The organism is Klebsiella sp. GB_Kp056, from assembly GCF_040064755.1.
Classification (GTDB): domain Bacteria; phylum Pseudomonadota; class Gammaproteobacteria; order Enterobacterales; family Enterobacteriaceae; genus Klebsiella; species Klebsiella quasipneumoniae.
In genome coordinates, this window is sequence record NZ_JBEAJA010000071.1 from 34,257 (window position 1) to 57,971 (window position 23,715).

The 23,715-nt window shown below is 60.9% G+C and carries 18 protein-coding genes and 1 other RNA gene; 9 read left to right on the forward strand and 10 right to left on the reverse strand.

What is annotated here, in order from left to right; translation table 11 throughout:
* Window positions 1-126 precede the first annotated feature (126 nt).
* Window positions 127-1,311: an FMN-dependent L-lactate dehydrogenase LldD gene (gene lldD, locus ABLV52_RS24305; RefSeq protein WP_048297731.1), complete on the forward strand. Its 1,185-nt coding sequence runs from the start codon at window positions 127-129 to the stop codon at window positions 1,309-1,311.
* A gap of 49 nt (window positions 1,312-1,360) precedes the next feature.
* Here the strand turns inward: lldD and ABLV52_RS24310 are convergent, their stop codons facing one another.
* From ABLV52_RS24310 to ABLV52_RS24325, 4 genes are all read right to left on the reverse strand, one after another.
* Window positions 1,361-4,462, reverse strand: coding sequence for an efflux RND transporter permease subunit (locus ABLV52_RS24310; RefSeq protein ID WP_348891023.1), 3,102 nt, complete (start codon window positions 4,460-4,462; stop codon window positions 1,361-1,363).
* Window positions 4,459-5,568, reverse strand: a complete 1,110-nt coding sequence (locus ABLV52_RS24315) for an efflux RND transporter periplasmic adaptor subunit (RefSeq protein WP_087775599.1) — start codon at window positions 5,566-5,568, stop codon at window positions 4,459-4,461. Before ABLV52_RS24315 ends, ABLV52_RS24310 begins: the two co-directional genes overlap by 4 nt.
* 74 nt (window positions 5,569-5,642) lie before the next feature.
* Window positions 5,643-6,257, reverse strand: a complete 615-nt coding sequence (locus ABLV52_RS24320; protein WP_032453245.1) for a TetR/AcrR family transcriptional regulator — start codon at window positions 6,255-6,257, stop codon at window positions 5,643-5,645.
* Between the two features lie 97 nt (window positions 6,258-6,354).
* Window positions 6,355-7,350, reverse strand: coding sequence for an NAD-dependent epimerase/dehydratase family protein (locus ABLV52_RS24325; RefSeq protein WP_348891024.1), 996 nt, complete (start codon window positions 7,348-7,350; stop codon window positions 6,355-6,357).
* A gap of 96 nt (window positions 7,351-7,446) precedes the next feature.
* On the opposite strand from ABLV52_RS24325, the gene ABLV52_RS24330 reads away from it, so the two are divergent.
* From ABLV52_RS24330 to ABLV52_RS24350, 5 genes are all read left to right on the forward strand, one after another.
* Window positions 7,447-8,358 carry a LysR family transcriptional regulator gene (locus ABLV52_RS24330; RefSeq protein WP_023290091.1) on the forward strand — a complete coding sequence of 304 codons (912 nt, stop codon included), beginning with the start codon at window positions 7,447-7,449 and terminating at the stop codon, window positions 8,356-8,358.
* A gap of 157 nt (window positions 8,359-8,515) precedes the next feature.
* Window positions 8,516-9,514 carry an ABC transporter substrate-binding protein gene (locus ABLV52_RS24335; protein ID WP_032453249.1) on the forward strand — a complete coding sequence of 333 codons (999 nt, stop codon included), beginning with the start codon at window positions 8,516-8,518 and terminating at the stop codon, window positions 9,512-9,514.
* Window positions 9,514-10,551, forward strand: coding sequence for an iron ABC transporter permease (locus ABLV52_RS24340; RefSeq protein WP_261902315.1), 1,038 nt, complete (start codon window positions 9,514-9,516; stop codon window positions 10,549-10,551). The genes ABLV52_RS24335 and ABLV52_RS24340 overlap by 1 nt, the downstream gene beginning before the upstream one ends.
* On the forward strand, window positions 10,551-11,312 hold the full coding sequence (locus ABLV52_RS24345; protein WP_023290094.1) for an ABC transporter ATP-binding protein: 762 nt from the start codon (window positions 10,551-10,553) through the stop codon (window positions 11,310-11,312). The genes ABLV52_RS24340 and ABLV52_RS24345 overlap by 1 nt, the downstream gene beginning before the upstream one ends.
* A gap of 11 nt (window positions 11,313-11,323) precedes the next feature.
* Window positions 11,324-12,556 carry an MFS transporter gene (locus ABLV52_RS24350; RefSeq protein ID WP_023290095.1) on the forward strand — a complete coding sequence of 411 codons (1,233 nt, stop codon included), beginning with the start codon at window positions 11,324-11,326 and terminating at the stop codon, window positions 12,554-12,556.
* 64 nt (window positions 12,557-12,620) lie between these two features.
* On the opposite strand, the gene ABLV52_RS24355 is transcribed toward ABLV52_RS24350, so the two are convergent.
* Together ABLV52_RS24355 and ABLV52_RS24360 are read right to left on the reverse strand one after the other, a co-directional pair.
* Window positions 12,621-13,652, reverse strand: a complete 1,032-nt coding sequence (locus tag ABLV52_RS24355) for a methionine synthase (protein WP_023290096.1) — start codon at window positions 13,650-13,652, stop codon at window positions 12,621-12,623.
* A gap of 23 nt (window positions 13,653-13,675) precedes the next feature.
* Window positions 13,676-14,653: a DUF1852 domain-containing protein gene (locus ABLV52_RS24360; RefSeq protein ID WP_348891025.1), complete on the reverse strand. Its 978-nt coding sequence runs from the start codon at window positions 14,651-14,653 to the stop codon at window positions 13,676-13,678.
* 598 nt (window positions 14,654-15,251) lie between these two features.
* On the opposite strand from ABLV52_RS24360, the gene ABLV52_RS24365 reads away from it, so the two are divergent.
* Window positions 15,252-15,572, forward strand: a complete 321-nt coding sequence (locus ABLV52_RS24365) for a hypothetical protein (RefSeq protein WP_064154444.1) — start codon at window positions 15,252-15,254, stop codon at window positions 15,570-15,572.
* A 98-nt stretch (window positions 15,573-15,670) separates the two neighbouring features.
* Here the strand turns inward: ABLV52_RS24365 and ABLV52_RS24370 are convergent, their stop codons facing one another.
* The 3 genes from ABLV52_RS24370 to ABLV52_RS24380 all read right to left on the reverse strand — a co-directional run bounded on the left by ABLV52_RS24370 (window position 15,671) and on the right by ABLV52_RS24380 (window position 19,586).
* Window positions 15,671-15,919 (reverse strand): GlsB/YeaQ/YmgE family stress response membrane protein, encoded by a 249-nt coding sequence (locus ABLV52_RS24370; RefSeq protein WP_004203110.1) that lies wholly within the window; start codon window positions 15,917-15,919, stop codon window positions 15,671-15,673.
* A gap of 203 nt (window positions 15,920-16,122) precedes the next feature.
* Window positions 16,123-16,533 (reverse strand): 1,4-dihydroxy-2-naphthoyl-CoA hydrolase, encoded by a 411-nt coding sequence (gene menI / locus ABLV52_RS24375; protein WP_023290099.1) that lies wholly within the window; start codon window positions 16,531-16,533, stop codon window positions 16,123-16,125.
* A complete protein-coding gene (locus tag ABLV52_RS24380) occupies window positions 16,530-19,586 on the reverse strand; it encodes an FAD-binding and (Fe-S)-binding domain-containing protein (protein ID WP_348891033.1) in 3,057 nt (1,018 codons plus the stop codon). The genes menI and ABLV52_RS24380 overlap by 4 nt, the downstream gene beginning before the upstream one ends.
* Window positions 19,587-19,804: 218 nt before the next feature.
* On the opposite strand from ABLV52_RS24380, the gene ydiK reads away from it, so the two are divergent.
* Window positions 19,805-20,917 carry an AI-2E family transporter YdiK gene (gene ydiK, locus ABLV52_RS24385; RefSeq protein WP_023290101.1) on the forward strand — a complete coding sequence of 371 codons (1,113 nt, stop codon included), beginning with the start codon at window positions 19,805-19,807 and terminating at the stop codon, window positions 20,915-20,917.
* 189 nt (window positions 20,918-21,106) lie between these two features.
* Window positions 21,107-21,214, forward strand: an RNA gene (gene rprA, locus ABLV52_RS24390) — antisense sRNA RprA.
* An 86-nt stretch (window positions 21,215-21,300) separates the two neighbouring features.
* Here rprA and ppsA read toward each other — a convergent pair.
* Window positions 21,301-23,679, reverse strand: a complete 2,379-nt coding sequence (gene ppsA, locus ABLV52_RS24395) for a phosphoenolpyruvate synthase (RefSeq protein WP_004203115.1) — start codon at window positions 23,677-23,679, stop codon at window positions 21,301-21,303.
* Window positions 23,680-23,715 lie beyond the last annotated feature (36 nt).

Here is a 23,715-nt window from a genome sequence, read left to right on the forward strand (position 1 = left end):
ATCCAGATTATTCCATTAGGGAATGGCTGAGATGCTAATATTTCATTTCCCCAACGATTTTAAGAAGCCTATAGTTTTTTTGCCTGCAGAACATCCACTTAGGTTAAAAGACATAAGGATATAATTATGATTGTTTCAGCCCCCAGCGATTATCGCGAAGCCGCTCGTCGCCGTCTGCCCCGTTTCCTTTTTGACTATATTGACGGTGGCGCGGTGGCGGAAAATACCATGAACGCCAATGCCGCCGAGCTTGCCTCGGTCGCCCTTCGCCAGCGCGTGCTGTGCGGGGCGGGTGAACCGACGCTGGCCACCACCATCCTTGATGCCCCATGGGCGATGCCCGTGGCGCTGGGGCCGGTCGGCGCCACCGGCATGTATGCCCGCCGCGGCGAAGTCCAGGCGGCCCGCGCCGCCTCCCGCGCCGGGATCCCTTACACGCTGTCCACCGTGTCGGTCTGCTCCATTGAGGAGGTGGCGAGCCACGCCAGCGGCGCGCTCTGGTCCCAGCTGTACGTCCTGAAAGATCGCGGCTACATGCGTAACGCGCTGGAGCGCGCCTGGGCTGCCGGCATGAAAACCCTGGTATTCACTGTCGATATGCCGATCCCCGGCTCACGGTATCGGGACAACCGCTCAGGAATGTCCGGGCCGCACGCCACCTTGCGACAGTATCTTCAGGCCTGCACCCACCCGCGCTGGGCAATGAACGTCGGCCTGGCGGGCAGGCCTCTGTCGTTCGGTAATATCGAAGCCTATACCGGCCACAAAATGACCATGGACGACTATATGGGGTTCATCAGCAACAACTTCGACCCGTCCATCGCCTGGCACGATCTGGAGTGGATCCGCGACAGCTGGCCAGGAAAGCTGATCATCAAAGGGATCCTTGATGCCGAGGATGCGCGCAATGCCGTGCGGCTGGGCGCCGACGGCATTGTGGTCTCCAATCACGGCGGCAGACAGCTCGATGGCGCCATCCCCACCGCCCGGGCGCTGCCGCGGGTGGCGGAGGCAGTCGGCGACGATCTGACGGTCCTTGCCGACTCCGGAGTGCGCTCCGGCGTGGACGTTATTCGCCTGCTCGCCCTCGGCGCGAAGGGGGTCCTGCTTGGTCGGGCCTATATTTATGCCCTGGCCGCCGCGGGCGAAGCGGGCGTGGCGCACCTGCTGCGCTTATTTGCCGAGGATATGAAGGTCACCATGACCCTCACCGGCGCCACCTCCCCCTCGGCCATCAGCCTCGATTGCCTCGACCGGCTGGAAAAAGATCAACAGCGCAGCCGTGCGGTCCCGGTATCCTTATCTGCCTGACGCAGCCCGGGGCCGGGCCTGACCGCGTGCCTTGGCCCGGCAACCGAAATTACCCCTGCGGGTCCAGCGCCGGCCGTTGCGCTGCGTCAGCCGGGCGCTCCGGGCGGATGCGGAACCAGATCGCATACATGGCAGGCAGGAAGATAAGGGTCATGATGGTTCCCCCCAGCGTCCCGCCAATCAGCGTATAGGCGAGCGTCCCCCAGAAAACCGAATGCGTCAGCGGAATGAACGCCAGGATCGCCGCCAGCGCGGTCAGCAGAACCGGGCGGGCTCGCTGCACCGTCGCCTCCACCACCGCGTGGAACGGATCGAGCCCCGCCTGCTGGTTATGGTGGATTTGACCAATCAGGATCAGCGTATTTCGCATCAGGATCCCCGACAGGGCGATCAGGCCCACAAGGGCATTGATGCCAAACGGCTGATTGAACAGCAGCAGCGTCGGCACCACGCCAATCAGCCCCAGCGGGACGGTCAGGAAGACCATGACCATCGCCGACAGGGAGCGCACCTGCAGGATAATGATCAGCAGCGTGAGGGCGATCATGATCGGAAATAACGGCACCATCGCCCGGGTGGCTTTGCCGGACTCCTCGATTGACCCCGCCGTCTCGATGCGATACCCCGGCGGCAGGGAGTCGATAATGGGCTGCAGCGACGTCATCAGCGCGGTGGAGACATCCGGCGGCTGCAGGTTATCCGCGACATCGCCCCGGACGGTAATGGTTGGCGTGCGGTCGCGACGACGGAGCAGGGGTTCTTCCATCCTGATCTCGACTTCACCGATCTGCGACAAGGGAACTCGCTGCCCGTCGCTGCCCACCAGGGTGAAATCGGCGATTTTCGCCGGATCCAGACGGATATCCCCCGCCGCGCGGCCGATGACCTGCACGGCGCGAATATCTTCCCGGACGGTGGTGATGGGGATCCCTGACAGCAGGAACTGTAGCTGCCGGGCGACGGCCTGGGAGCTGAGCCCACTCGCCTGCAGCCGGTCCTGATTGAGGCTGAAATGCATCACCGGCACGCGCGAACCCCAGTCGCTATTGACGGTGCGCATCAGCGGACTGGCCTGCAGCACCGATTTCACCCGATCGGCGATGTCGCGCAGGGTATGCGGATCGGGCCCCATCACCCGCCAGGCGACCGGATACGGCGAATAAGGACCAAAAACCAGCTGCGTGACGCGCACCCGCGCCTGCGGCGCCAGGCCATTAGCCACCGCCTCCCGCAGCCGCAGCTTAAGCGCCTCGCGAGAGGCCGGGCCGTCGGTCAATACCACCAGTTTGGCAAAGGAGGGGTCCGGCAACTCCGGAGCCATCGCCAGGTAAAAGCGCGGCGCGCCCTGGCCGATATAGCTGGTGACAATCTTCGCCTCCGGCTGCTGCTGCAGCCAGCGCTCAATATTCGCCGTCGCGGCGCTGGTCTGAATAATCGTCGACCCGTAAGGCATCTGCACCTCAACCAGCACTTCCGGGCGATCGGAGGTGGGGAAAAACTGCTTTTTCACCACGCTCATTCCCAGTAACGCCACCATAAACAGCACCACCACCCCGGCGGCCACGCGCCATTTGCGGGCGATAACCCGGGTCAGCAGCCGGCGAAAGCGCTGATAGCGTGGGGTGTCATACAGCGCGGCGTGGCCCGCCGCCGCGGACTTCCTCTCCGGCAGCAGGTGCACGCCCAGCCAGGGGGTAAAAATCACCGCCACAATCCAGGAGGCAATCAGCGCGATACCGACGATCCAGAACACATTGCTGGCATACTCCCCGGCGGTGGATTGCGCAAACCCGTTGGGCATAAAGCCCACCGCCGTCACCAGGGTGCCGGCCAGCATCGGCGCCGCGGTATGGCTCCAGGCATAAGCCGAGGCTTTGAGGCGGTCGTACCCCTCCTCCATTTTGACCACCATCATTTCGATGGCGATAATGGCATCATCCACCAGCAGCCCCAGGGCGAGGATCAGCGACCCGAGTGTGATGCGGTCGAAGTTTTTGCCGGTGGCCGCCATCACCACAAACACTACGGCCAGGGTGAGCGGCACCGCCGCCGCGACCACCACCCCCACGCGCCATCCCATGCTGACAAAGCACACCGCCATCACCACCAGCAGGGCGACAAAGAATTTGATCATGAACTCATCGACCGCGGCGCTGATATTCACCGACTGATCGGTCACTTTCGTCAACGACATGCCGAGCGGCAGGCTCTGATTGATGCTGGCCGTTTCGGCGTCCAGTGCTTTCCCCAGCGCCAGGCCATTCCAGCCCTCGCGCATCACCACGCCGAGCAGCAGCGCCGGTTCGCCCTGATTGCGGATCAGGAAGGTGGCGGGATCTTCATACCCCCGCTCAACCGTGGCGACATCGGCGAGCTTCAGCGTTCTGCCCCCGGCAATTATCGGCGTGTCGCGGATCTGCTGCAGGCGGTCGAACGCCCCGTCGAGGCGGATAAAGATCTGCCCGCCGCGGGTCTCGATAGCCCCGGCCGCGGTCAGCACATTCTGATTGTTCAGCGCGGCAAAAATCGCCTCCGGCGAGAGCCCCAGGGTGGCGAGACGGTCATGAGAAAACGCGAGATAAATGCGCTCCGCCTGTTCGCCGAGAATATTCACTTTTTTCACCCCGGGAACATGCAGCAGCTGCTGGCGCAGGGTTTCGGCGTCACGCACCAGCTGCCGGGGCGGCTCTCCCCGCGCCTTCAGCGCAAAAAGGGCAAAGGTGACATCGGCGAATTCGTCATTCATCATCGGACCGGAGACGCCGGCAGGCAGGTTTTTCGCCTCATCGCCCAGCTTCTTGCGCGCCTGATAAAACTGCTCCGGCACCTCGGAAGGCGGGGTCTGATCCTGCAGCGATAAGGTGATTAACGCCATCCCGGGGCGGGTATAGGTCTCGGTGCGATCGTACCACTTCAGCTCCTGGAGCCGTTTTTCCAGCGGCTCGGCGACCTGATCCTGCATCTCCTGCGCGGTGGCGCCCGGCCAGACGGTAATGACCGTCATTTGCTTGACCGTGAAGGGCGGATCTTCCGCCCGCCCGAGCCCGAAGAACGCCACCAGCCCGGCGACCGAAATAAGGATAATCAAAAACAGGGTCACCGACCGCTCGCGGACGGCCAGCGCGGAGAGATTAAAACGTCCGTCGCTCATGGCTGGCTCCCGGCGGCAGTATGCTCGCGTCGTTCCGCCAGCCGCACCGTCTCGCCCTGGTGCAGAAGATGGGCGCCCAGAGCGACGATCGGCTCCCCGGGCTTCAGCGGACCGGTCACCCGCGCCGTTTCATCATTCAGGCCGATCACCGTCACCGGTTGCCAGGAGACGGTGGCCGGGCGGGAGGCAACGCGCCAGACGCCAGGGCCGTTGCCCGGATCGTAAACCGACGCCAGGGGCACCTCCAGCACCTCGCCTGGCCCCTGGTCGTTGCCGATGCGCAGGGTTACGGTAGACCCCAGCGGGGCGTTCGCCAGCGCCCCGTTCAGCACATAGCGCGCTTCAAAGGTGCGGGTGGCGGCGTCAGCTGCGTCCGAAAGCAGGCGCAGGGTTGCGGTGACCGGCTGAGATTCGCTGCCATAGCGTGTCGCCAGCGCCTCGCTGCCGACCGCCGGGCGCAGCGTCTCCGGAAGCTGCACCCGCGCTTCGCGCTGCCCCGCCCGCGCCAGGCGGATCACCACCTGCCCGGCGCTGACCACTTGCCCCGGCTCGGCGAGCGTTTCCACTACCACGCCGTCAGCGTCCGCCAGCAGTCCGGCATAGCCGGTGGCGTTTTGCGCCACGTTTGCCTGCGCCTGGGCCGCGCTGAGGTCGGCTCTCGCCGCCTCTGCCGCCGCGTTGATCTGATCGAACTCCGCCGCCGAGACGGCGCCGCTGGCCACCAGGCCGCGATAGCGGGCCAGATCGTTAGCCGCCTTTTTGGCTCGTGCCCGCGCGGCGTCGACCGCCCGCTGTTGGGACTGCGCCTGCAGGGCAAGATCAGCCGGATCCAGGCGCAACAGCAGTTGACCGCGCCGGACGCTCTGCCCGGTCTCTACCAGCCGTTCAAGGACTTTTCCCGCCACCCTGAAGCCGAGGTCGCTTTGGGTACGAGCCACCACCACGCCGGTAAAGGCCCGCGAGCTGGCCTCCGCGCGCTCGACGGTGGCCACCCGCACCAGCGGCGGCCGCGTGCGGGGATCGTCATGGTCGGCAGGTTCGCCGCAGCCCGTGAGGGCCAACGGCAGGAGGCAGACGGCAAAATGGACGGCGTTGAGCCTGAGCATGGGTCACCTTAATGAAAAGACCAATTGGTGAGCGCATTCTCAGACGAGTGACCAATAAAGTCAATAGTCACTAATCAGGGGGAGAGACTTCTCAGGATGAGGGAGGCAAGCAGCACCGCCGCGGTAGGCGCGGTGTCGAGATTGTATTGCAGCTGCACCGGGTTGATGAAAGGACACATCACCATATAGACCGCCAGGGTCGCCTCATCCAGCGGAGTTTTGCGCTCGAACTCGCCCGCCTGGCGGCCTTCGACAAGAATTTGACCAATCAGCTGCTGCAGATGACCGGCATACTGCTCCGTTGAGGGCCATTTATCGCGCGCCGCGACGGCGGCGATGTCGTACAGTTTGCGATCCTCGAAAAACAGTTCACTGCCGGCCTCGGTCAGCGCCCGGAAGAGGCGGCGCAGCTTTTCGCTGGCGGAGGGCGCATCGGCGATGGCCTCGCTGACGGCCACCATGATCTTCTCCAGCCGGCTGGCGCAGATTGCCTCGCCAATCGCCTGCTTGGAGTCGAAAAACTTGTAGATATAGGCTTTGGAAAAGCCTATTGCTTTGGCGAGATCGGTGACCGTGGTCTTTTCATAGCCATAGCGACTAAAGTGCGCCATGGCCGCGTCAAGAATCTGGTCGCGAACGCTGTGGTCAAGGGGGCCACGGCTTGCTGGGGTGGGGGTATTTTTCGTCATCCGTTTAGCTTAATGCGATCGCTATCGTTTGACAACGAGTGACGTTATTATGATTTGGTCACAATAACGCCCCGATCTGATCCTCTCTCTCGCCGCGTTACGCCTCACGCGCCTCATTATTTATCGCGCCGGCGGGCAGACAGCCCAGGCCTTGCAGCGTCATATGTACGGCACGATCGAGCGGGGTATGCGGCTCCGCGCCTAAAAAGGCCACCAGCTTATCGTTGCGCAGACGTACCGGCAGACGCCAGAGATAGTGCATCTCGACCATTTCGCGCAGGGTGGCGTTGAAGGGCGCCGCCAGCTTCACCAGCCACCAGGGAAAGGACTTCACTACCGCCCTGCCGCCATAGCGGGCGACCACCCGCTGGATCGCCTGGCTCATTTCGCTGCCGTCCGGGTCCCAGTGGCCCTGCATATGGAAGCGGGCAAACGGCTCAAGCTCATGCCTGCGGGCCAGCAGCGCGGCGATGGTGGCGGCGACGTCGGGCAGCCAGGCCCACTGATGCCCCACGCCGATCGACCCCGGGCGGCGAATGACGCCGGGAAGCTGACCGGGCCTGATCAGCCCCTGGGAAAACCAGCTATTCCCGGCGCGCGGACCAAAAAAATCCCCCGCCCGGACAATCAACGCCCGGCCGCCGCGCTGCACATAATCCTCCAGCGCCTGCTCCATCTCCACCCGGATGGCGCCTTTGCGGGTCACCGGCTGTTGTGCGGCCTCTTCCGCAATCAGCGGAAAGGCATCCGGTCCATAGTTATAGACCGTGCCGGGCAGGACAACTAACGCCCGCTGCTGTTCGGCGGCCTGCAGGGTGTTGCGCAGCATAGGCAGTACCTGCTGCCGCCAGTGCCTGTAGCCCGGCGGATTGACCGCATGAACGATCACGTCGCAACCGGCAGCCGCCGCCGCCACCTGCCCGGCATCCAGCGCGTCGCCGACTATCCACTGCATCCCCTCTCCGGGATCGCGCACCTGGGCGCCGCGCTTCAGCGCCCGAACCTGCCAGTTGTCCGCCGCCAGCCGGCGGGCCACTTCCCCGCCTATGCCCCCGCTTGCTCCCAGAATAAGGACCTTGCCGCTGCTGTTCATCGTCTTTCCCCGTTCGCTAATGGATGCTTGACAGCCTACCTGCAGCTCATATCAAATGAAATTGCATATCATCATCGAGCGGCTATACATTTTTGTATGAATACCTCTATTCCCTGGGAGTGGTACCGAACCTTTCTCGCCGTCCTGCAGGAAGGCTCTTTATCGGGCGCATCGCGCACTTTGAACATCACCCAGCCGACGGCGGGGCGCCATATCGCCGGGCTGGAAGCCGCCCTCGGCCAGGCCTTATTTACCCGTTCGCAGACCGGCCTGCTGGCGACCGACGCGGCGCTGGCGCTGCGGGTGCACGCCGAGGCGATGGCCAACACCGCCCGGGCGCTGGCACGCACGGCGGCCAACTTTAGTCGCGACAGAACCGATCTGCGTGGCGTGGTGCGCGTGGCCGCCAGCGAGGTGGTCGGCGCCGAGGTGCTGCCGCCGCTGATTGCCCGGCTCAGGCAGGCGTGCCCGAATATCGTCATCGAACTGATGCTCTCCAATCGGTTTCAGGATCTGCTTCACCGGGAGGCGGATATCGCGGTGCGGATGGTCGCTCCGCAGCAGGAGCAGCTTATCGCGCGGCGTCTCGGCAGGATCGAGCTCGGGCTGCATGCCGCCGATGCCTATCTGACCCGCCGGGGTCGGCCCGCTACGCCTGAGGAGCTTGACGGTCACGCGCTGATTGGTTTCGACAGCGCCACACCCCTCGTTCGCCGGGCGCTTGAGCGCTACCCCCGTTTCCAGCGCGAGGCGTTCGCGATGCGCACCGATAGCGACCTCGCCCAGCTGAGCCTGATCCGCGCCGGGGCGGGGATCGGCATCTGCCAGGCGCCCCTTGCCGACGGCATCATTCCCCTGCGGCGAGTGCTGGCGGCCGACTTTTCTCTGTATCTCGAGACCTGGCTGGTGATGCATGAGGACCTGCGCCATAGCCCCGCCTGTAAGCGAGTATTTGATTTCCTCGCCGAGGGGTTGCAGGCGTATATTCGCGGCCCACTGGCGCGCTGAGCCACCCGCCACGCGGGTAACTCCTTCCCTGCTGAAATAGTCACTCATTGACACTGTAAATACGGCATTGTATAAAACCCCGCCTCAATAATGAGTTTCATTTGCATTACTTCCATTTGCTGGTCATCCACTCGCCTGTTTACAAGGATAGCGTTAAATGAAGAAGGTCCTCTGCGCGTTAGGCTTGATGTTCACCGCCGTCAGTTCCGCGCTGGCAACAACCTACCCCCTGACGATTGAAAACTGTGGCTATCAGGAGACCTTCACCCGGCCGCCAGAGCGCGTGGTCGCGCTGGGGCAAAATACGGTCGAAATCCTGCTGCTGCTTGGGCTGCAAAAGCAGGTGGTGGCCAGCGCCTTCTGGCCGACCAGGGTATTACCGCAGCTGGCTGAGCAAAACGCGAAGATTAAAACCCTGACGGTGGAAATCCCGAGCCTGGAATCCGTACTGGCGCAAAATCCCGATTTCGTTCCCGCCCAGTTGCCGCTGCTGCTGGGGCCGGAAAGCAAAGTCGCCAAGCGTGAAGATCTCGCGACCGTCGGCGTGAACAGCTACGTGTCGCCAGGGATGTGCGCCACCAAAAAGGCTACCGGCGATATGTACGGCAGCCGGCAGAAGCTGTGGGACATGACCTGGCTGTATCAGGAAATTAGCGATTTTGCCCGCATTTTCAACGTGGAAGATCGTGGCCAGGCGCTGATCGCCGATTTCAAAAAACGTGAAGCCGACCTGCGTCAGGAGTTCGGTAAAAGCAAAAAAGATCTCTCCTTCGTCTTCTGGTTCTCCAGCGCCTCGCCGTCGGCCGATGCCTATGTCGGCGGCAAAAACAGCGCCTCCGGCTTTATCGCCAGCGTGCTGGGCGGACATAACGCCATTACCGCCGAGACCGAATGGCCCACGGTGAGCTGGGAGAGCATCATTGCCGCCAACCCGGACGTGATCGTGGTCTCAAGCCTGGATCGTAACCGCTGGGCGCTGGATAAGGCCGAGGAGAAGATCAAATTCCTCAAAAGCGATCCCGCCGTCAGCCAGCTGGAGGCAGTGAAAAAAGGCCATATCGTGGTGATGGACGGCCAGGCGATGAATCCGACCATCCGCACCCTCTACGGCGCGGAACAGGTGGGCGAACAGCTGAGAAAAATGGGGCTTAACTGATGAGCGTCGCCGTGCTTCAGACGCGCCGCAGCATGCTGCTCACCGGCTGGTGCGTCGTGGCAGTGTTCGCGCTGGCGCTGGTGATAGCGGTAGGCGTCAGCGTTGGCGAACTGCCCATCCCGCTGCACAACGTCTTCTACGCTATCAGCAATAAAACCGGCTTAACCGCGGTGCCTCTCAATCGTATCTACGAGAGCGTCATCTGGGACTTCCGCCTCAGCCGCGCCCTGGTCGCCGCCTGCTGCGGCGCCGGCCTGGCTATCTGCGGCGCCGTGCTGCAAAGCCTCCTGAAGAACGCCCTCGCGGAGCCCTACGTCCTCGGCGTCTCCGCCGGGGCCTCCACCGGCGCGGTATCAATCGTGGTGCTGGGCCTTGGCGCCGGGGCGATCTCCCTCTCCGCCGGGGCGTTTGCCGGAGCCTTCGCCGCCTTCGCCTTTGTCGCCTTTCTGACCAACGGCGCGCGCGGCGGCAATGAGCGCACCATCCTGGCGGGCGTCGCCGCCTCGCAGTTATTTAACGCTCTCACGGCCTACACCATCAGCACCTCCGCCAGCGCGCAGCAGGCGCGCGATGTGATGTTCTGGCTGCTGGGCAGCTTCAGCGGCGTCCGCTGGCCCGAATTCCAGCTGGTCCTGGTGGTGGTTCTTGCGGGCCTGGCGGTCTGCCTGTGGTATGCCCGGGCGCTGGACGCATTCACCTTCGGCGACGATGCCGCCGCTTCGCTGGGCATTGCCGTGCCGCGCGTGCGCCTGATCCTCTTCACCACCGCGGCGGTGATCACCGCCACCATCGTCAGCATGGCCGGCTCGATCGGCTTTGTCGGCCTGGTGGTGCCCCACGTGATGCGCTTCTTCTTTGGCCCGCTGCACCGGACGTTGCTGATCGCCTGCGCGCTGGCGGGGGCGATCCTGATGGTGCTGGCGGACATTGCCTCGCGCCTGCTGATTGCCCCGCAAAGTCTGCCGGTCGGGGTGGTGACCGCTCTGGTTGGGGTGCCTTTCTTCGCCGTGATTATCTACCGCTCAAGGAATAAGTGATGAGTATTTGCGCTGAAAATATCACCTGGAAGGCAGGCAAAAAGGTCATCGTCAACACGGTCTCGCTGCGGGTGTCGCGCGGCGAAACGGTGGGACTGCTGGGGCCCAACGGCTGCGGCAAATCCTCGCTGCTGCGGGTTCTGGCGGGCCTGCGCCGCCCGGATGCGGGTCGCGTCACCCTCGACGGCCAGGACATCGCCAGGATGGCGAAAAAGCAGCTCGCCCGCCGGGTGGCGTTCGTCGAGCAACACGGCATGACCGAGGCCAATATGCGGGTGCGCGACGTCGTGCGCCTGGGGCGTATTCCGCATCACTCGCCGTTCTCAAACTGGAGCGCTCAGGATGACGAGGCGGTCACCGCCGCGCTGCAGCGGGTGGCGATGCTGGAGAAAAGCGACCAGGGATGGCTGAGCCTCTCCGGCGGCGAGCGGCAGCGAGTGCATATCGCCCGCGCCCTGGCGCAGAACCCGAGCGAGATCCTGCTGGATGAACCCACCAACCATCTGGATATTCACCATCAAATGCAGCTGATGCAGTTGATCAGCGAGCTGCCGGTGACCAGCATTGTGGCCATTCACGATCTTAATCATGCCGCGATGTTCTGCGATTCGCTGATCGTGATGCAGCAGGGGCAGATCCTCGCCAGCGGGACGCCGGAGGAGATTTTGTCCGAAGCGCTGCTGTGGGACGTTTTCCGGGTGAAAACCAAAATCGAGATCTCCCCGTACCACGGTAAAAAGCACATTCATTTCATCGTTTAGGTTTGGCGTATATGCCTCTCTTCTCCCTGCGCCCTGCGGCGACCCTCTGGCCTCCCGTTTTACTGGGAAGCCAGTTCGTTTTTAATATTGGCTTTTATGCGGTCGTCCCTTTCCTTGCCCTCTTCCTGCGCGACGAGATGCTGCTCTCCGGCGGGCTTATCGGCCTGATCCTCGGGCTGCGCACCTTCTCCCAGCAGGGCATGTTTATCATCGGCGGGACGCTGGCCGACCGCTATGGCGCTAAGGCGATCATCCTCGCCGGCTGCGTGGTTCGCGTCGCCGGCTATCTGCTGCTGGCGTGCGGCACAACGCTGGAGCCTATTATCCTCGGCGCCTGCCTGACCGGCGTCGGCGGAGCGCTGTTTTCTCCGTCGATCGAGGCCCTGCTGGCGCGGACCGGTACCCACAGCCAGGCCAACGGAAAACGCAGCCGCGCCGAGTGGTTTGCGCTGTTTGCAGTGTGCGGTGAACTGGGGGCGGTTATCGGCCCGGTGGCCGGAGGGTTGCTGAGCGGGATCGGCTTTCGGCATATCGCCCTCGCCGGCGCGGGGCTGTTTCTTCTGGCGCTGCTGGTGCTCTTTTTCTGTCTGCCCGCCGACGGGCAGCGGACACAAACGCGCAGCCGGGTGCCGTGGTGGACCCCTTTGCGTCAGCCGCGCTTTGTCGCGTTTATTATCGCCTACAGCTCATGGCTGTTGAGCTATAACCAGCTGTACCTCGCCCTGCCGGTGGAGATCCAACGCGCCGGCGGCCGTGAGCAGGATCTGGCGCCGCTTTTTATGCTGGCCTCGCTATTGATTATTACCCTGCAGCTTCCTCTCGCCCGTTTCGCCCGACGTATTGGCGCCCTGCGCATTCTGCCGGTGGGCTTTCTGCTGCTGTCGGCTTCTTTTGTCAGCGTGGCGTTATTCGCCGCCTCGTCGCCCGCCGAAGGCTGGCTGCGATTATTGCCGTCGGCCTGCTTTGTCACGCTGCTCACCCTCGGCCAGATGCTGCTGGTGCCCTCAGCCAAGGACCTGATCCCGCTTTTCGCCGAGGAGTCGACGCTGGGCGCCCACTACGGGGCGCTCGCCACGGCGGGGGGTTGCGCGGTGTTAGCCGGGAATTTGCTGCTCGGCCATATGCTGGACCAGGCGCTCACCCCCTCGCCGCAGGCGGTCTATCCCTGGCTTCTGCTGGCGCTGTTTCCGTTGTGCAGCGCCGTGGCCCTGCGGGCGATCTGCCGCCCGCTGGCGGCAACCTGACGCTGAGCGGGCAACGGCCCGCTCAGGAAGTTAACCGGGAGAAGCGCACGGAGGCCAGCCCGTCTTATTGTGCCGCCAGCTCGCGGCGAACGATCTCGGCGCCGGCGCTTAAGGCGTGCAGTTTGCCGGTCGCAACCTGGCGCGGCAGCGGCGCCATACCGCAGTTGGTGGACGGATAGAGCTTGTCGGCATCGACGAACGCCAGCGCCTTGCGCAGGGTAGCGGCCACCTCTTCCGGGGTTTCGATAGCATGGCTGGCCACATCGATGGCTCCGACCATCACCTTTTTACCGCGGATCAGTTCCAGCAGATCCATCGGCACCCGCGAGTTGTGGCACTCGAGAGAGATAATATCGAGGGACGATTTCTGCAGCTGTGGGAAGGCCTCCTCATACTGACGCCACTCAGATCCCAGCGTTTTTTTCCAGTCGGTATTGGCTTTGATGCCGTAGCCGTAGCAGATATGCACCGCCGTCTCGCACTTCAGCCCTTCCGTGGCTCGTTCCAGCGCGGCGATCCCCCAGTCGTTCACCTCATCGAAGAAGACGTTGAAGGCCGGTTCATCGAACTGAATAATATCGACCCCGGCGGCCTCTAACTCTTTCGCTTCCTGATTGAGGATTTTGGCGAACTCCCAGGCCAGCTTTTCCCGGCTTTTATAGTGGTTGTCATACAGCGTGTCGATCATGGTCATTGGGCCCGGCAGCGCCCATTTAATCGGCTGACTGGTGAGCTGACGCAGATAGCGCGCGTCCTCAACGAAGACCGGTTTCTGGCGCTCTACGGCGCCCACCACGGTTGGAACACTGGCCTCATAGCGGTTACGAATTTTCACGATCTCGCGTTTGGCAAAATCAACGCCGCTGAGGTGCTCAATAAAGGTGGTGACAAAGTGCTGCCGCGTTTGCTCGCCGTCGCTGACAATATCGATCCCGGCCCGCAGCTGGTCGTCGAGGGACAAACGCAGGGCGTCGCGCTTGCCGGCCAGTAATTCTTCGCTGGACAGTTTCCAGGGCGACCACAGGGTCTCTGGCTGCGCCAGCCAGGAAGGTTTCGGTAAACTGCCGGCGGTCGATGTCGGAAGCCATGTTTTCATAATCAGTAGCCTTTTATTTTGGTTTAGCAAAGCGCGAAGTTAGCAGACCATTGCTCAAGCAACGTCTTGTGCGGGTTGATAAAATGTTGTTGTGTAAATTTACCCTGCTCTATCGCCAACAGGCTGCGCTCTTCCCGGTCATAAACAATTTTGGTGACGGAATGATCCAGGTGATTGAGATTGGGCTGATAGTATTGCCCCGCCGCAGAATTCGCGTTGTAGATCTCCGGTCGGTATATTTTCTGAAACGTCTCCATCGTGCTGATGGTCGCGATCAGCTCCAGGCTGGTATAATCGCTGAGCAGATCGCCGGAAAAATAGAAGGCCAACGGCGCGACGCTATGTTTTGGCATAAAATAGCGCACCTGCAGCCCCATTTTGCTGAAATAGCGCTCGGTCAGCGAGACGCCTTCCTGGGCATATTCAATGCCGAGGACCGGATGTTCGTTGCCAGTGCGACGGTAAACATCTTTGCTGGATATGCTCAGGCAAATCACTGGCGCCTTGCTGAAGCTGGTCTTATAGGCGGTGGATTGCACGAAATCCTTAAAGATATTGCCGTGCAGCTCGCCAAAGTTTTCGGGCACGCTGAAGCGGTTCTGGTCTTTATTATGCTCCAGCAGCAGCACGCTAAAATCATAATCCCGCACATACGAAGAGAAGTTATTGCCGACGATACCGGCATGGCGCTCACCGGTTTTTTTATCGACAATATGCGTTTGCAGGATCTCTATCACCGGAAAACTGGCGGCATCAGCAATATTCATCTCGACAGAAATAATATCCAGTTCCACCGCATAGCGATCGTTGTAGGGATTATCCCAGTGCGCCAGGGTATTAAACCGGTTATTCATCATGATTAACGTATTGCGCAGATTGTCCTGACGGCTCTCCCCTCTGGCCAAATTGGCAAAGTTGGTGGTAATACGCGTATTTTCCGCAGGGTTATAATTTTCATCAAACCGGCTGCGCTTAATCGTATAGGTAAATTCGTTATTCATGGCGATTGTCCATCCTGGTGTCGGGCATAAAGCGGAATAAGCGGAGTATTTTCCACAGGCGACGCAGAGTCAGACCTGGCGCGCTTCAACCGGTAAATGTTGTTGATTCGTTAATGGGTCTATTTTTGCCAGAGTCGGTGATGGAGGGAAAGCGACTTAAATTCATTGCAACATGAGCTATCCTCATGTTGCTCCGCTAAGCGCCAGGTGTGCTCGAGGTATCGTCATGATGCCATGGTCAGGGGCGGCAGTTCAGGCCACGTCAGGCTAATAAACGTTTGTGGTGTGAATGTATGCCAGGGTACAATCTTTAACCACTATAATACGTGCTTTAACATAGCCGTCGTACCCGTTTAGCTGGAGCTTTTGTCGTACAGAATGATTGTTGATATCAGTATTATGTCGATGTGCATGGCCGTGCTGCTGATTATGAGCGTACTGCTGAATTAAGAGGCTCCCGAACACAATGACACCCGCTCTCATCTGACCTTCACATTCGCGAGGAATAAAGGAGATTCAGAGGATTCGCGCCGCACGGGATTGTCCCGCCTGCCGCCGCCCTCTACTCTTTTGGTACTTGTTAATCGAGGAATACCAGATGAAAAAAGCTCTCCTTGCCCTGTTCGCTATCGCCGCCGTGGCCGCCGCCAGCGCGTTTGCCGCCGATAAAACCGACGCCCCGACGCCCGTTGTCGACAACGGCGGTCGTCCTCCGCTGGAGATGGGTCATGGCCCCCAACCGCCGTTCCCGCCACCGTTTCCGCCGCGCAAGCCGGTGCTGTTTTCAGCAACGGTCGCGACCGATACGCCGGCGGAAACCATTAACAAACTGACCGCCCTGATCCCCACCGGTCAGGCGAAGCACTACGAAGTTCACGTTGAGGTGGTGCCGGTTGCGGAGGATGCCGACGGGAAATAGCCCTGACGTGGGCGCTCTGCCTGAGCCCTGCGATAATAAAAAAGCTGCCGCTTATCGCGGCAGCTTTTGTTAGCTTGAATAAAACAGAATGCTGAAAATTAGCTGCGCACTTTACGGTAGATAAACAGCACGACCAGCGCACCGATTACCGCCACCACGAAGCTGCCGAAATTAAACCCGTCGACTTTGCCAAAACCAAAGAAGGTACTGATCCAGCCGCCGACCACGGCGCCGATGATCCCCAGAATAATGGTTACAATAAACCCGCCGCCGTCTTTCCCCGGCATAATCCACTTGGCTAAAATACCGGCAATAAGTCCAAAAATGATCCAGGAAAGAATACCCATGGTTAACCGTCCTCTTGTTACCTTTAAGCATTTCGTATTGAAAAGAGTAGCATATATAACGAGATTGGATCGGTAATAATCTATTTATTAGATAATTTCTTGCCGCCGCGCGGTAGCGCAGCTGGCCTGATGTTTCGCGCTGGCGGACCCGACCCCGCTTATTCCCCTGAAAAAAGGGAGGCTATTCGCCTCCCGGTCATGACTTATATTACCGCGGTGGTTAGCCGCGATGAACAGCATAATCGCGACTGTTCGTCGAAGATTTCAATTTGCCAGACCTGGTGGCGAGTCCCGACGTGCAGCGCTTTGCACACGCCCCGCACCCGGCCCCCGCGCGCTGAACGAATGTGGTTGGCGTTAACCTCCAGCCCCACCACCTTCTGTTCGCCTTCGCTGCACAGATAACCCGCCACCGACCCCAGCGTCTCCGCCAGCACCACCGACGCCCCGCCGTGCAGCAGGCCAAACGGCTGCTGTGTACGGCCATCCACCGGCATGGTGGCCTCCAGCGTATCGTCGGTAAAGGTCTCAAAACGAATATCCAACAGCCCTACCATGTTTCCCTCACCGAGCCGGTTGAGCTGCTCCAGCGTGGCCTGACGTTTCCAAATCATCCGATTATCTCCAGTAACGCCTGCAGCGGGTGGCGAACGCCGCTGCCTTCAATGCGCTTCACCTGGCTGCGGCAGGAGTAGCCCGTCACCAGACAGCGGTTACGCGGCAGCCGCTGCATCGCCTGCTGCCAGGAGAGCGCGTAAATGGCCAGCGAGTTGGCATGGTTTTTCACTTCATGACCATAGGTGCCTGCCATCCCGCAGCACCCGACGCTGACGTTTTCCAGCTTCGCGCCGAAGTGGGCAAAAATCTCTGCCCACTGCTTCGTCGCCGCCGGCAGCGCGGTCACTTCCGTACAGTGACCGAACAGGTACCAGGGCTCGCCGCCCGGATCGGGACGGGCGTCGGCGGTCAGGACCTTCGGCAACCACTCATGGACTAACAGCACCTGAAAATCGCCGCGCTTGTCGCCAAGCGTTTGCTTATATTCATCGCGGTAACAGAGCACCAGCGCCGGATCGACGCCGACCAGCGGCATACCCAGCTGCGCCACGCGGTTAAGGAAGTCTGCCGTTTTCTGCGCGGTGCGCGCGAAGCGGGTCAGGAATCCTTTAATATGCTGCGCCTTGCCGTTTGGCGAGAACGGCAGCAGCACCGGCTGATAGCCTAAGGCCTCAACCAGACGGATAAAGTCAGCCACCACCTGGGCGTCGTAATAGCTGGTAAAGGGATCCTGTACCACCAGCACCATCTTCGCTTTCTGCTCGGCGCTCAGCGCTTCGAGCTGCTCAAGGGTCATGTTGGCGGAGCGGTGGCCGGCCATCTGCTGCTTCAGCGACGGCGCCGAGAGCAGCGGCAGATCGACCATCCCGATATGCTTCTCCGACAGCTTTTTCAGCCACGGCTGGTTCATGAAGAAGTTAAAAGTCTTCGGCGCCTGGGCCATCAGCGGCGCATAGGACTCCACCGACGCCACCAGATGATCGCGTACCGGCCGCAGATAGCGGCTGTGGTACAGCTGCAGGAAGCGTGAGCGGAACTCCGGGACATCGATTTTGATCGGGCACTGGGTCGAACAGGCTTTGCAGGCCAGACAGCCGGACATCGCCTCTTTGACCTCGTGAGAGAAATCATATTCCCCTTTGCGCGCATGCCAGCTGTTGCGCGTGCGCGCCACCAGCGAGCGCAGGCTAACGCCCTGCTCCGGCAGCGCCTTCTCCAGCTGATTGGGATCGACGCCGCGATCCGCCAGCAGACGCAGCCATTCGCGGACCAGCGTCGCCCGCCCTTTCGGCGAGTGGATGCGCTGGTTGCTCACCTTCATCGACGGACACATCGGGCTTTTTACGTCAAAGTTGAAGCACAGCCCGTTGCCATTACACTCCATCGCCCCGCGCCAGGCGCTGCGCACCGCGATAGGGATCTGCCGATCCCAGGTGCCGCGCTTCACCGCGTCGACTTTCATCATCGGCGCGTCAATCCCTTCCGGCGGACAAATTTTCCCCGGGTTCAGGCGGTTATCCGGATCGAAGACCGCTTTGATCTTCCGCAGCTCGCCGTACAGCGCCTCGCCAAAGAATGCCGGGCTGTACTCGGCGCGAAAGCCTTTGCCATGTTCCCCCCACAGCAGACCGCCATACTTCGCCGTCAGCGCTACCACATCGTCGGAGATCTGCTTCATCAGCACCTCCTGCTGCGGATCGCACATGTCCAGCGCCGGGCGCACGTGCAGCACCCCGGCGTCGACGTGGCCAAACATGCCGTAGCTCAGGCCGTGGCTGTCGAGCAGCGCGCGAAACTCCACGATATAATCCGCCAGGTGTTCGGGCGGGACGCAGGTATCCTCGGCAAAGGGGATCGGCTTGGCGGCGCCTTTGGCATGGCCCAACAGGCCTACCGCCTTCTTGCGCATGGCGTAGATGCGCTCCACGCCATCAAGATCGTGACAGACCTGCCAGCCGATGACCCCCGCCTCGCTGCGGGCCATCAGCTCGTCCAGACGCTGGCACAGGGTGGTGACCTGCTGGTCAATCAGCGCCGCGTCATCCCCGGCGAATTCGACGATATTGAGCCCGAGCATCTCTTTATCCGGTACGTCGGTGATCAGTTCGTTCACCGAGTGCCAGACGATATCCTCGCGCGCCAGATTGAGAACTTTAGAGTCGACGGTCTCCACCGACAGGGCCTTGGCCTCCACCATAAAGGGCGCATTTCGCAGCGCAGAGTCAAAGGAGTCATATTTGACGTTGACCAGCCGGCGCACCTTCGGCAGGCGGGTAATATCCAGCCGCGCTTCGGTGATAAACGCCAACGTCCCTTCCGAACCGGTTAAAATACGCGTCAGGTCGAACTCGCTCATCTCATCGTTAAAGACGTGGCGCAGATCGTATCCGGTGAGGAAGCGGTTGAGTTTGGGAAACTTATCAATGATTAGCTCGCGCTGCGCCTTGCAGCGCTGGTAGACCGTGTTGTAAATCCGCCCTATCGTCGAGGGCGTATTGCCAAGCGTCTCCGCCAGCGCCACCGGCACCGCCTGGGTATCGAGGATATCCCCGCCCATCAGCACCGCCCGCAGGCCAAGCACGTGATCCGACGTTTTACCATACACCAGCGATCCCTGACCGGAGGCGTCGGTGTTTATCATCCCGCCCAGGGTGGCGCGGTTGCTGGTGGAGAGCTCAGGCGCAAAGAAGTAACCATAGGGTTTAAGAAACTGGTTCAGCTGATCTTTGATGACGCCGGCTTCGACGCGCACCCAACCCTCTTCGGGGTTGATTTCAATAATGCGGTTCATATAGCGGGACATATCGACGATAATTCCGCCGTTCAGCGCCTGGCCGTTGGTGCCGGTGCCGCCGCCGCGCGGGGTGAAGATCAGCGATTTAAAGCGTGGTTCGGCGGCGACCCGCGCCAGTAACGCTACGTCTGCCGTGGAACGTGGAAACAGGACCGCATCCGGCAACAGCTGATAGACGCTGTTGTCGGTGGCCATCGTCAGCCTGTCGGCATAGCTGGTGGCGGTATCGCCGGTAAAACCCTGTTGCTCCAGTACCTGCAAAAAATTCAGCACCAGTTGAACTACCCCTGGCGCCTGAGAAATTTGTGGGATCATCACACTTGACCCTGCCTGACTATGTTGTGTTTGAAAATATTGTGTTGGTGCTAACTAAACGTTTGCGTAGCGCATTCAACTTTTTATCACATTTTTTTCATATGCGCCCACGTGTTTTCTGTGCAAAATCAGCCCGGCAAAATTATTGATATTATTATCAGTACATGGATTTACGCGGCGCCAGCTTTTTGGCGCGACTGGAAAGGTAAAAATTCTCTATGATTAACCCCCATCAGCCTCGGGACATACCGCAAATACTGCTGTCGGTGCTGTTCCTGGCCCTGATTATCATATCCTGCCTGTGGGTTGTGCAGCCGTTTATTCTGTCCTTCGCCTGGGCCGGCACCGTGGTGATCGCCACCTGGCCGGTGCTGCTGCGTCTGCAGCGCGTGCTGTTCGGCAAACGGATGCTGGCGGTGCTGGCGATGACCCTGCTGCTGTTTTTGCTATTCGTGATTCCTATCGCTCTGCTGGTCAACAGCCTGGTGGATAACAGCGTTCCGCTGATCAAACTCATCAGCAGCGGAAATGTGACGCTGCCGGATTTCGCCTGGCTCAACAGCGTGCCGCTGGTCGGCGATAAGCTCTACGCCGCCTGGCATGGCCTGCTGGATATGGGCGGCTCGGCGATTATGGCCAAGGTTCGCCCCTACATTGGCACCACCACCAGCTGGTTTGTCGGTCAGGCGGCGCACATCGGCAAGCTGCTGGTCTACTGCGGCCTGATGCTGTTGTTCAGCGCGCTGCTTTACTGGCGCGGCGAGCAGGTAGCCTACGGTTTTCGCTATTTCGCCACGCGCCTGGCGGCTAAACGCGGTGACGCCGCCGTGCTGCTGGCCGGCCAGGCCGTGCGCGCCGTGGCGCTGGGCGTGGTGGTGACGGCCCTCACTCAGGCGGTGCTGGGCGGGATCGGCCTTGCCATCTCCGGCGTGCCCTACGCCGCCCTGCTGACCGTGGTGATGATCTTTACCTGTCTGGTCCAGCTCGGGCCTTTGCTGGTTCTGGTGCCGTCGATTATCTGGCTTTACTGGAGCGGGGACACCACCTGGGGCACCGTGCTGCTGGTGTGGAGCTGCGTGGTCGGCACCATGGACAACGTTATCCGTCCGGTGCTTATCCGTATGGGCGCCGACCTGCCGATGATCCTCATTCTTACCGGCGTCATTGGCGGCCTGATCGCCTTCGGCATGATCGGCCTGTTTATCGGTCCGGTGCTGCTGGCCGTCTCCTGGCGCCTGTATGACGCCTGGGTGCACGAAGTGCCGCCGCCGCCGAAAGACCCCGATGTCGTGCTCGAAGAGCTCAGCGAGCTGGAGGCCGGGCGCAAGTAATGCCCTGTCAGGCGGGGGGACCCGCCTGTCTCCCCCCTGGACAATTGTTAAGCAAAATTTATTGATCGGCGGCAAAACGCCAGCCTTGTACGCCCCTCACCCGCTTTTACCCTCCCGGTCCTTCACAACAATTTAACTATTGAGAGGAATCTGATCGACGGCAAAGGCCCCGCTGCCTACTATTAGCTCACGGTTATAAATCAACACCTTGATTTATAAGCATGGAAATCCCCTGAGTGAAACAACGAATTGCTGTGTGTAGTCTTTGCCCATCTCCCACGATGGGCTTTTTTTTGTCCTGCGCATCGCGACGCCGGGCGGCCTGACACCGACAAAAAAAATCCCCGGCATCGCTGCCGGGGATCTGTACTGTCAGGGCGAACTTATTTATTCAGTTCCGCCAGACCTAACCAGGTTTGCACCACGGTATCCGGGTTGAGGGACAGGCTATCAATCCCCTCCTCCATCAGCCAGGCGGCGAAATCTTCATGGTCAGACGGCCCCTGGCCGCAGATGCCGACGTATTTACCCTGCTGCTTCGCCGCGCGGATCGCCATCGACAGCAGCGCTTTCACCGCGTCGTTGCGTTCATCAAACAGCTCAGAGACCACGCCGGAGTCGCGGTCCAGACCGAGCGCCAGCTGGGTCATGTCGTTCGAGCCGATGGAGAAGCCGTCGAAGTACTCGAGGAACTGCTCGGCCAGCAACGCGTTCGACGGGATCTCGCACATCATGATGATCTTCAGCCCGTTCTCGCCGCGCTTCAGCCCCTGACGCTCCAGCTCTTCGACCACCGCTTTCGCCTGGGCGACGGTACGGACGAACGGCACCATCACTTCGACGTTGGTCAGCCCCATGTCGTTACGCACGCGCTTCATCGCTTCACATTCCAGCGCGAAGCAGTCGCGGAAGCTTTCGGAAACGTAGCGTCCGGCGCCGCGGAAGCCGAGCATTGGGTTCTCTTCTTCCGGCTCATAGCGCTCGCCGCCCACCAGGTTGGCGTATTCGTTCGACTTGAAGTCAGAGAGGCGCACAATCACCCGTTTCGGATAGAAAGCGGCGCCAAGGGTGGCGATCCCTTCGGTCAGGCGGCCAACGTAGAACTCTCTCGGCGAATCGTAGCCTTTCATCAGCTCGCGGATTTCGTTCTGCAGGCCCGGCTCCTGGTCGTCAAACTCCAGCAGCGCGCGCGGGTGAACGCCAATCATGCGGTTGATGATAAATTCCAGCCGCGCCAGACCCACGCCTTCGTTCGGCAGGCAGGCGAAGTCGAAGGCGCGATCCGGGTTGCCGACGTTCATCATCACCTTCAGCGGCAGATCCGGCATGTCGCCGACGCTGGAGCTCTTGACGCTGAAGTCCAGCAGCTCGGCGTAGACATAGCCGGTGTCGCCTTCGGCGCAGGAGACGGTCACGTTCTGGTTTTCCTGAATGCGATCGGTGGCATCGCCGCAGCCGACCACCGCCGGAATACCCAGCTCACGAGCGATGATCGCCGCGTGGCAGGTACGTCCGCCGCGGTTGGTGACGATCGCCGAGGCTTTCTTCATGATCGGTTCCCAGTCCGGGTCGGTCATATCGGTAACCAGCACATCGCCTGGCTCAATGCGATTCATCTCGCTGATATCGTGGATCACCTTCACCGGACCGGCGCCAATGCGGTGGCCGATAGCGCGCCCTTCGGCGATGATCTGCCCCTGAGCGTGGAGGGTATAACGCTCCATCACCTGGCCGCGGGAACGCACGGTTTCCGGACGCGCCTGGACGATAAACAGCTTACCGGTGTGGCCATCTTTCGCCCACTCGATATCCATCGGACGGCCGTAGTGCTTCTCGATCTGCACCGCCTGCTTCGCCAGCTCCTGCACCTCCTCGTTGGTTAACGAGAAGATATCGCGCTGCGCCTGCGGCACATCTTCGATACGCACCTGTTTGCCGTGCTCCTGAGTCGGCGCGTAAACCATGCGGATCTTTTTCGACCCCATGGTGCGGCGCACGATCGCCGGGCGGCCAGCGGCCAGCGTCGGTTTGTGGACGTAGAATTCGTCCGGGTTCACCGCGCCCTGCACCACCATCTCGCCCAACCCCCACGCCGAGGTGATAAACACCACCTGGTCAAAGCCGGATTCGGTATCGATGGAGAACATGACGCCGGAGGAGGCCAGATCGGAGCGCACCATCCTCTGCACCCCGGCGGAGAGCGCCACGCCGCGGTGATCGTAACCCTGATGCACGCGATAGGAGATCGCGCGATCGTTAAACAGTGAAGCAAACACGTGCTTCACGGCAACGAGCACGGCGTCAAAGCCCTGCACGTTGAGGAATGTCTCTTGCTGCCCGGCGAAGGAGGCGTCCGGCATATCTTCCGCGGTGGCGGAAGAGCGCACGGCGAATGAGGCCTCGGCGTCATCGGCGGACAGCAGGTCATAAGCATCGCGAATCGCGTTTTCCAGTTCGCTCTGGAAGGGGGTATCGATGATCCACTGTCGGATCTGCGCGCCCGCTTTCGCTAATGCGGAAACGTCGTCAATGTCGGTTTCATCCAGCAGCGCATAAATGCGCTGGTTAACACCGCTTTGGTCCAGGAACTGATTAAAAGCATCAGCGGTGGTGGCAAACCCGTTAGGTACGGACACACCCATACCGGACAGATTCGTAATCATTTCACCAAGGGAGGCATTTTTGCCCCCAACTCTGTCTACATCATTCATGCCGAGTTGGTTATACCAAAGCACCAGCGGTGACGAGCCATTGTTGGACATCGAGACAATCCTTTTGTGATTTAATACCAGTGAAAA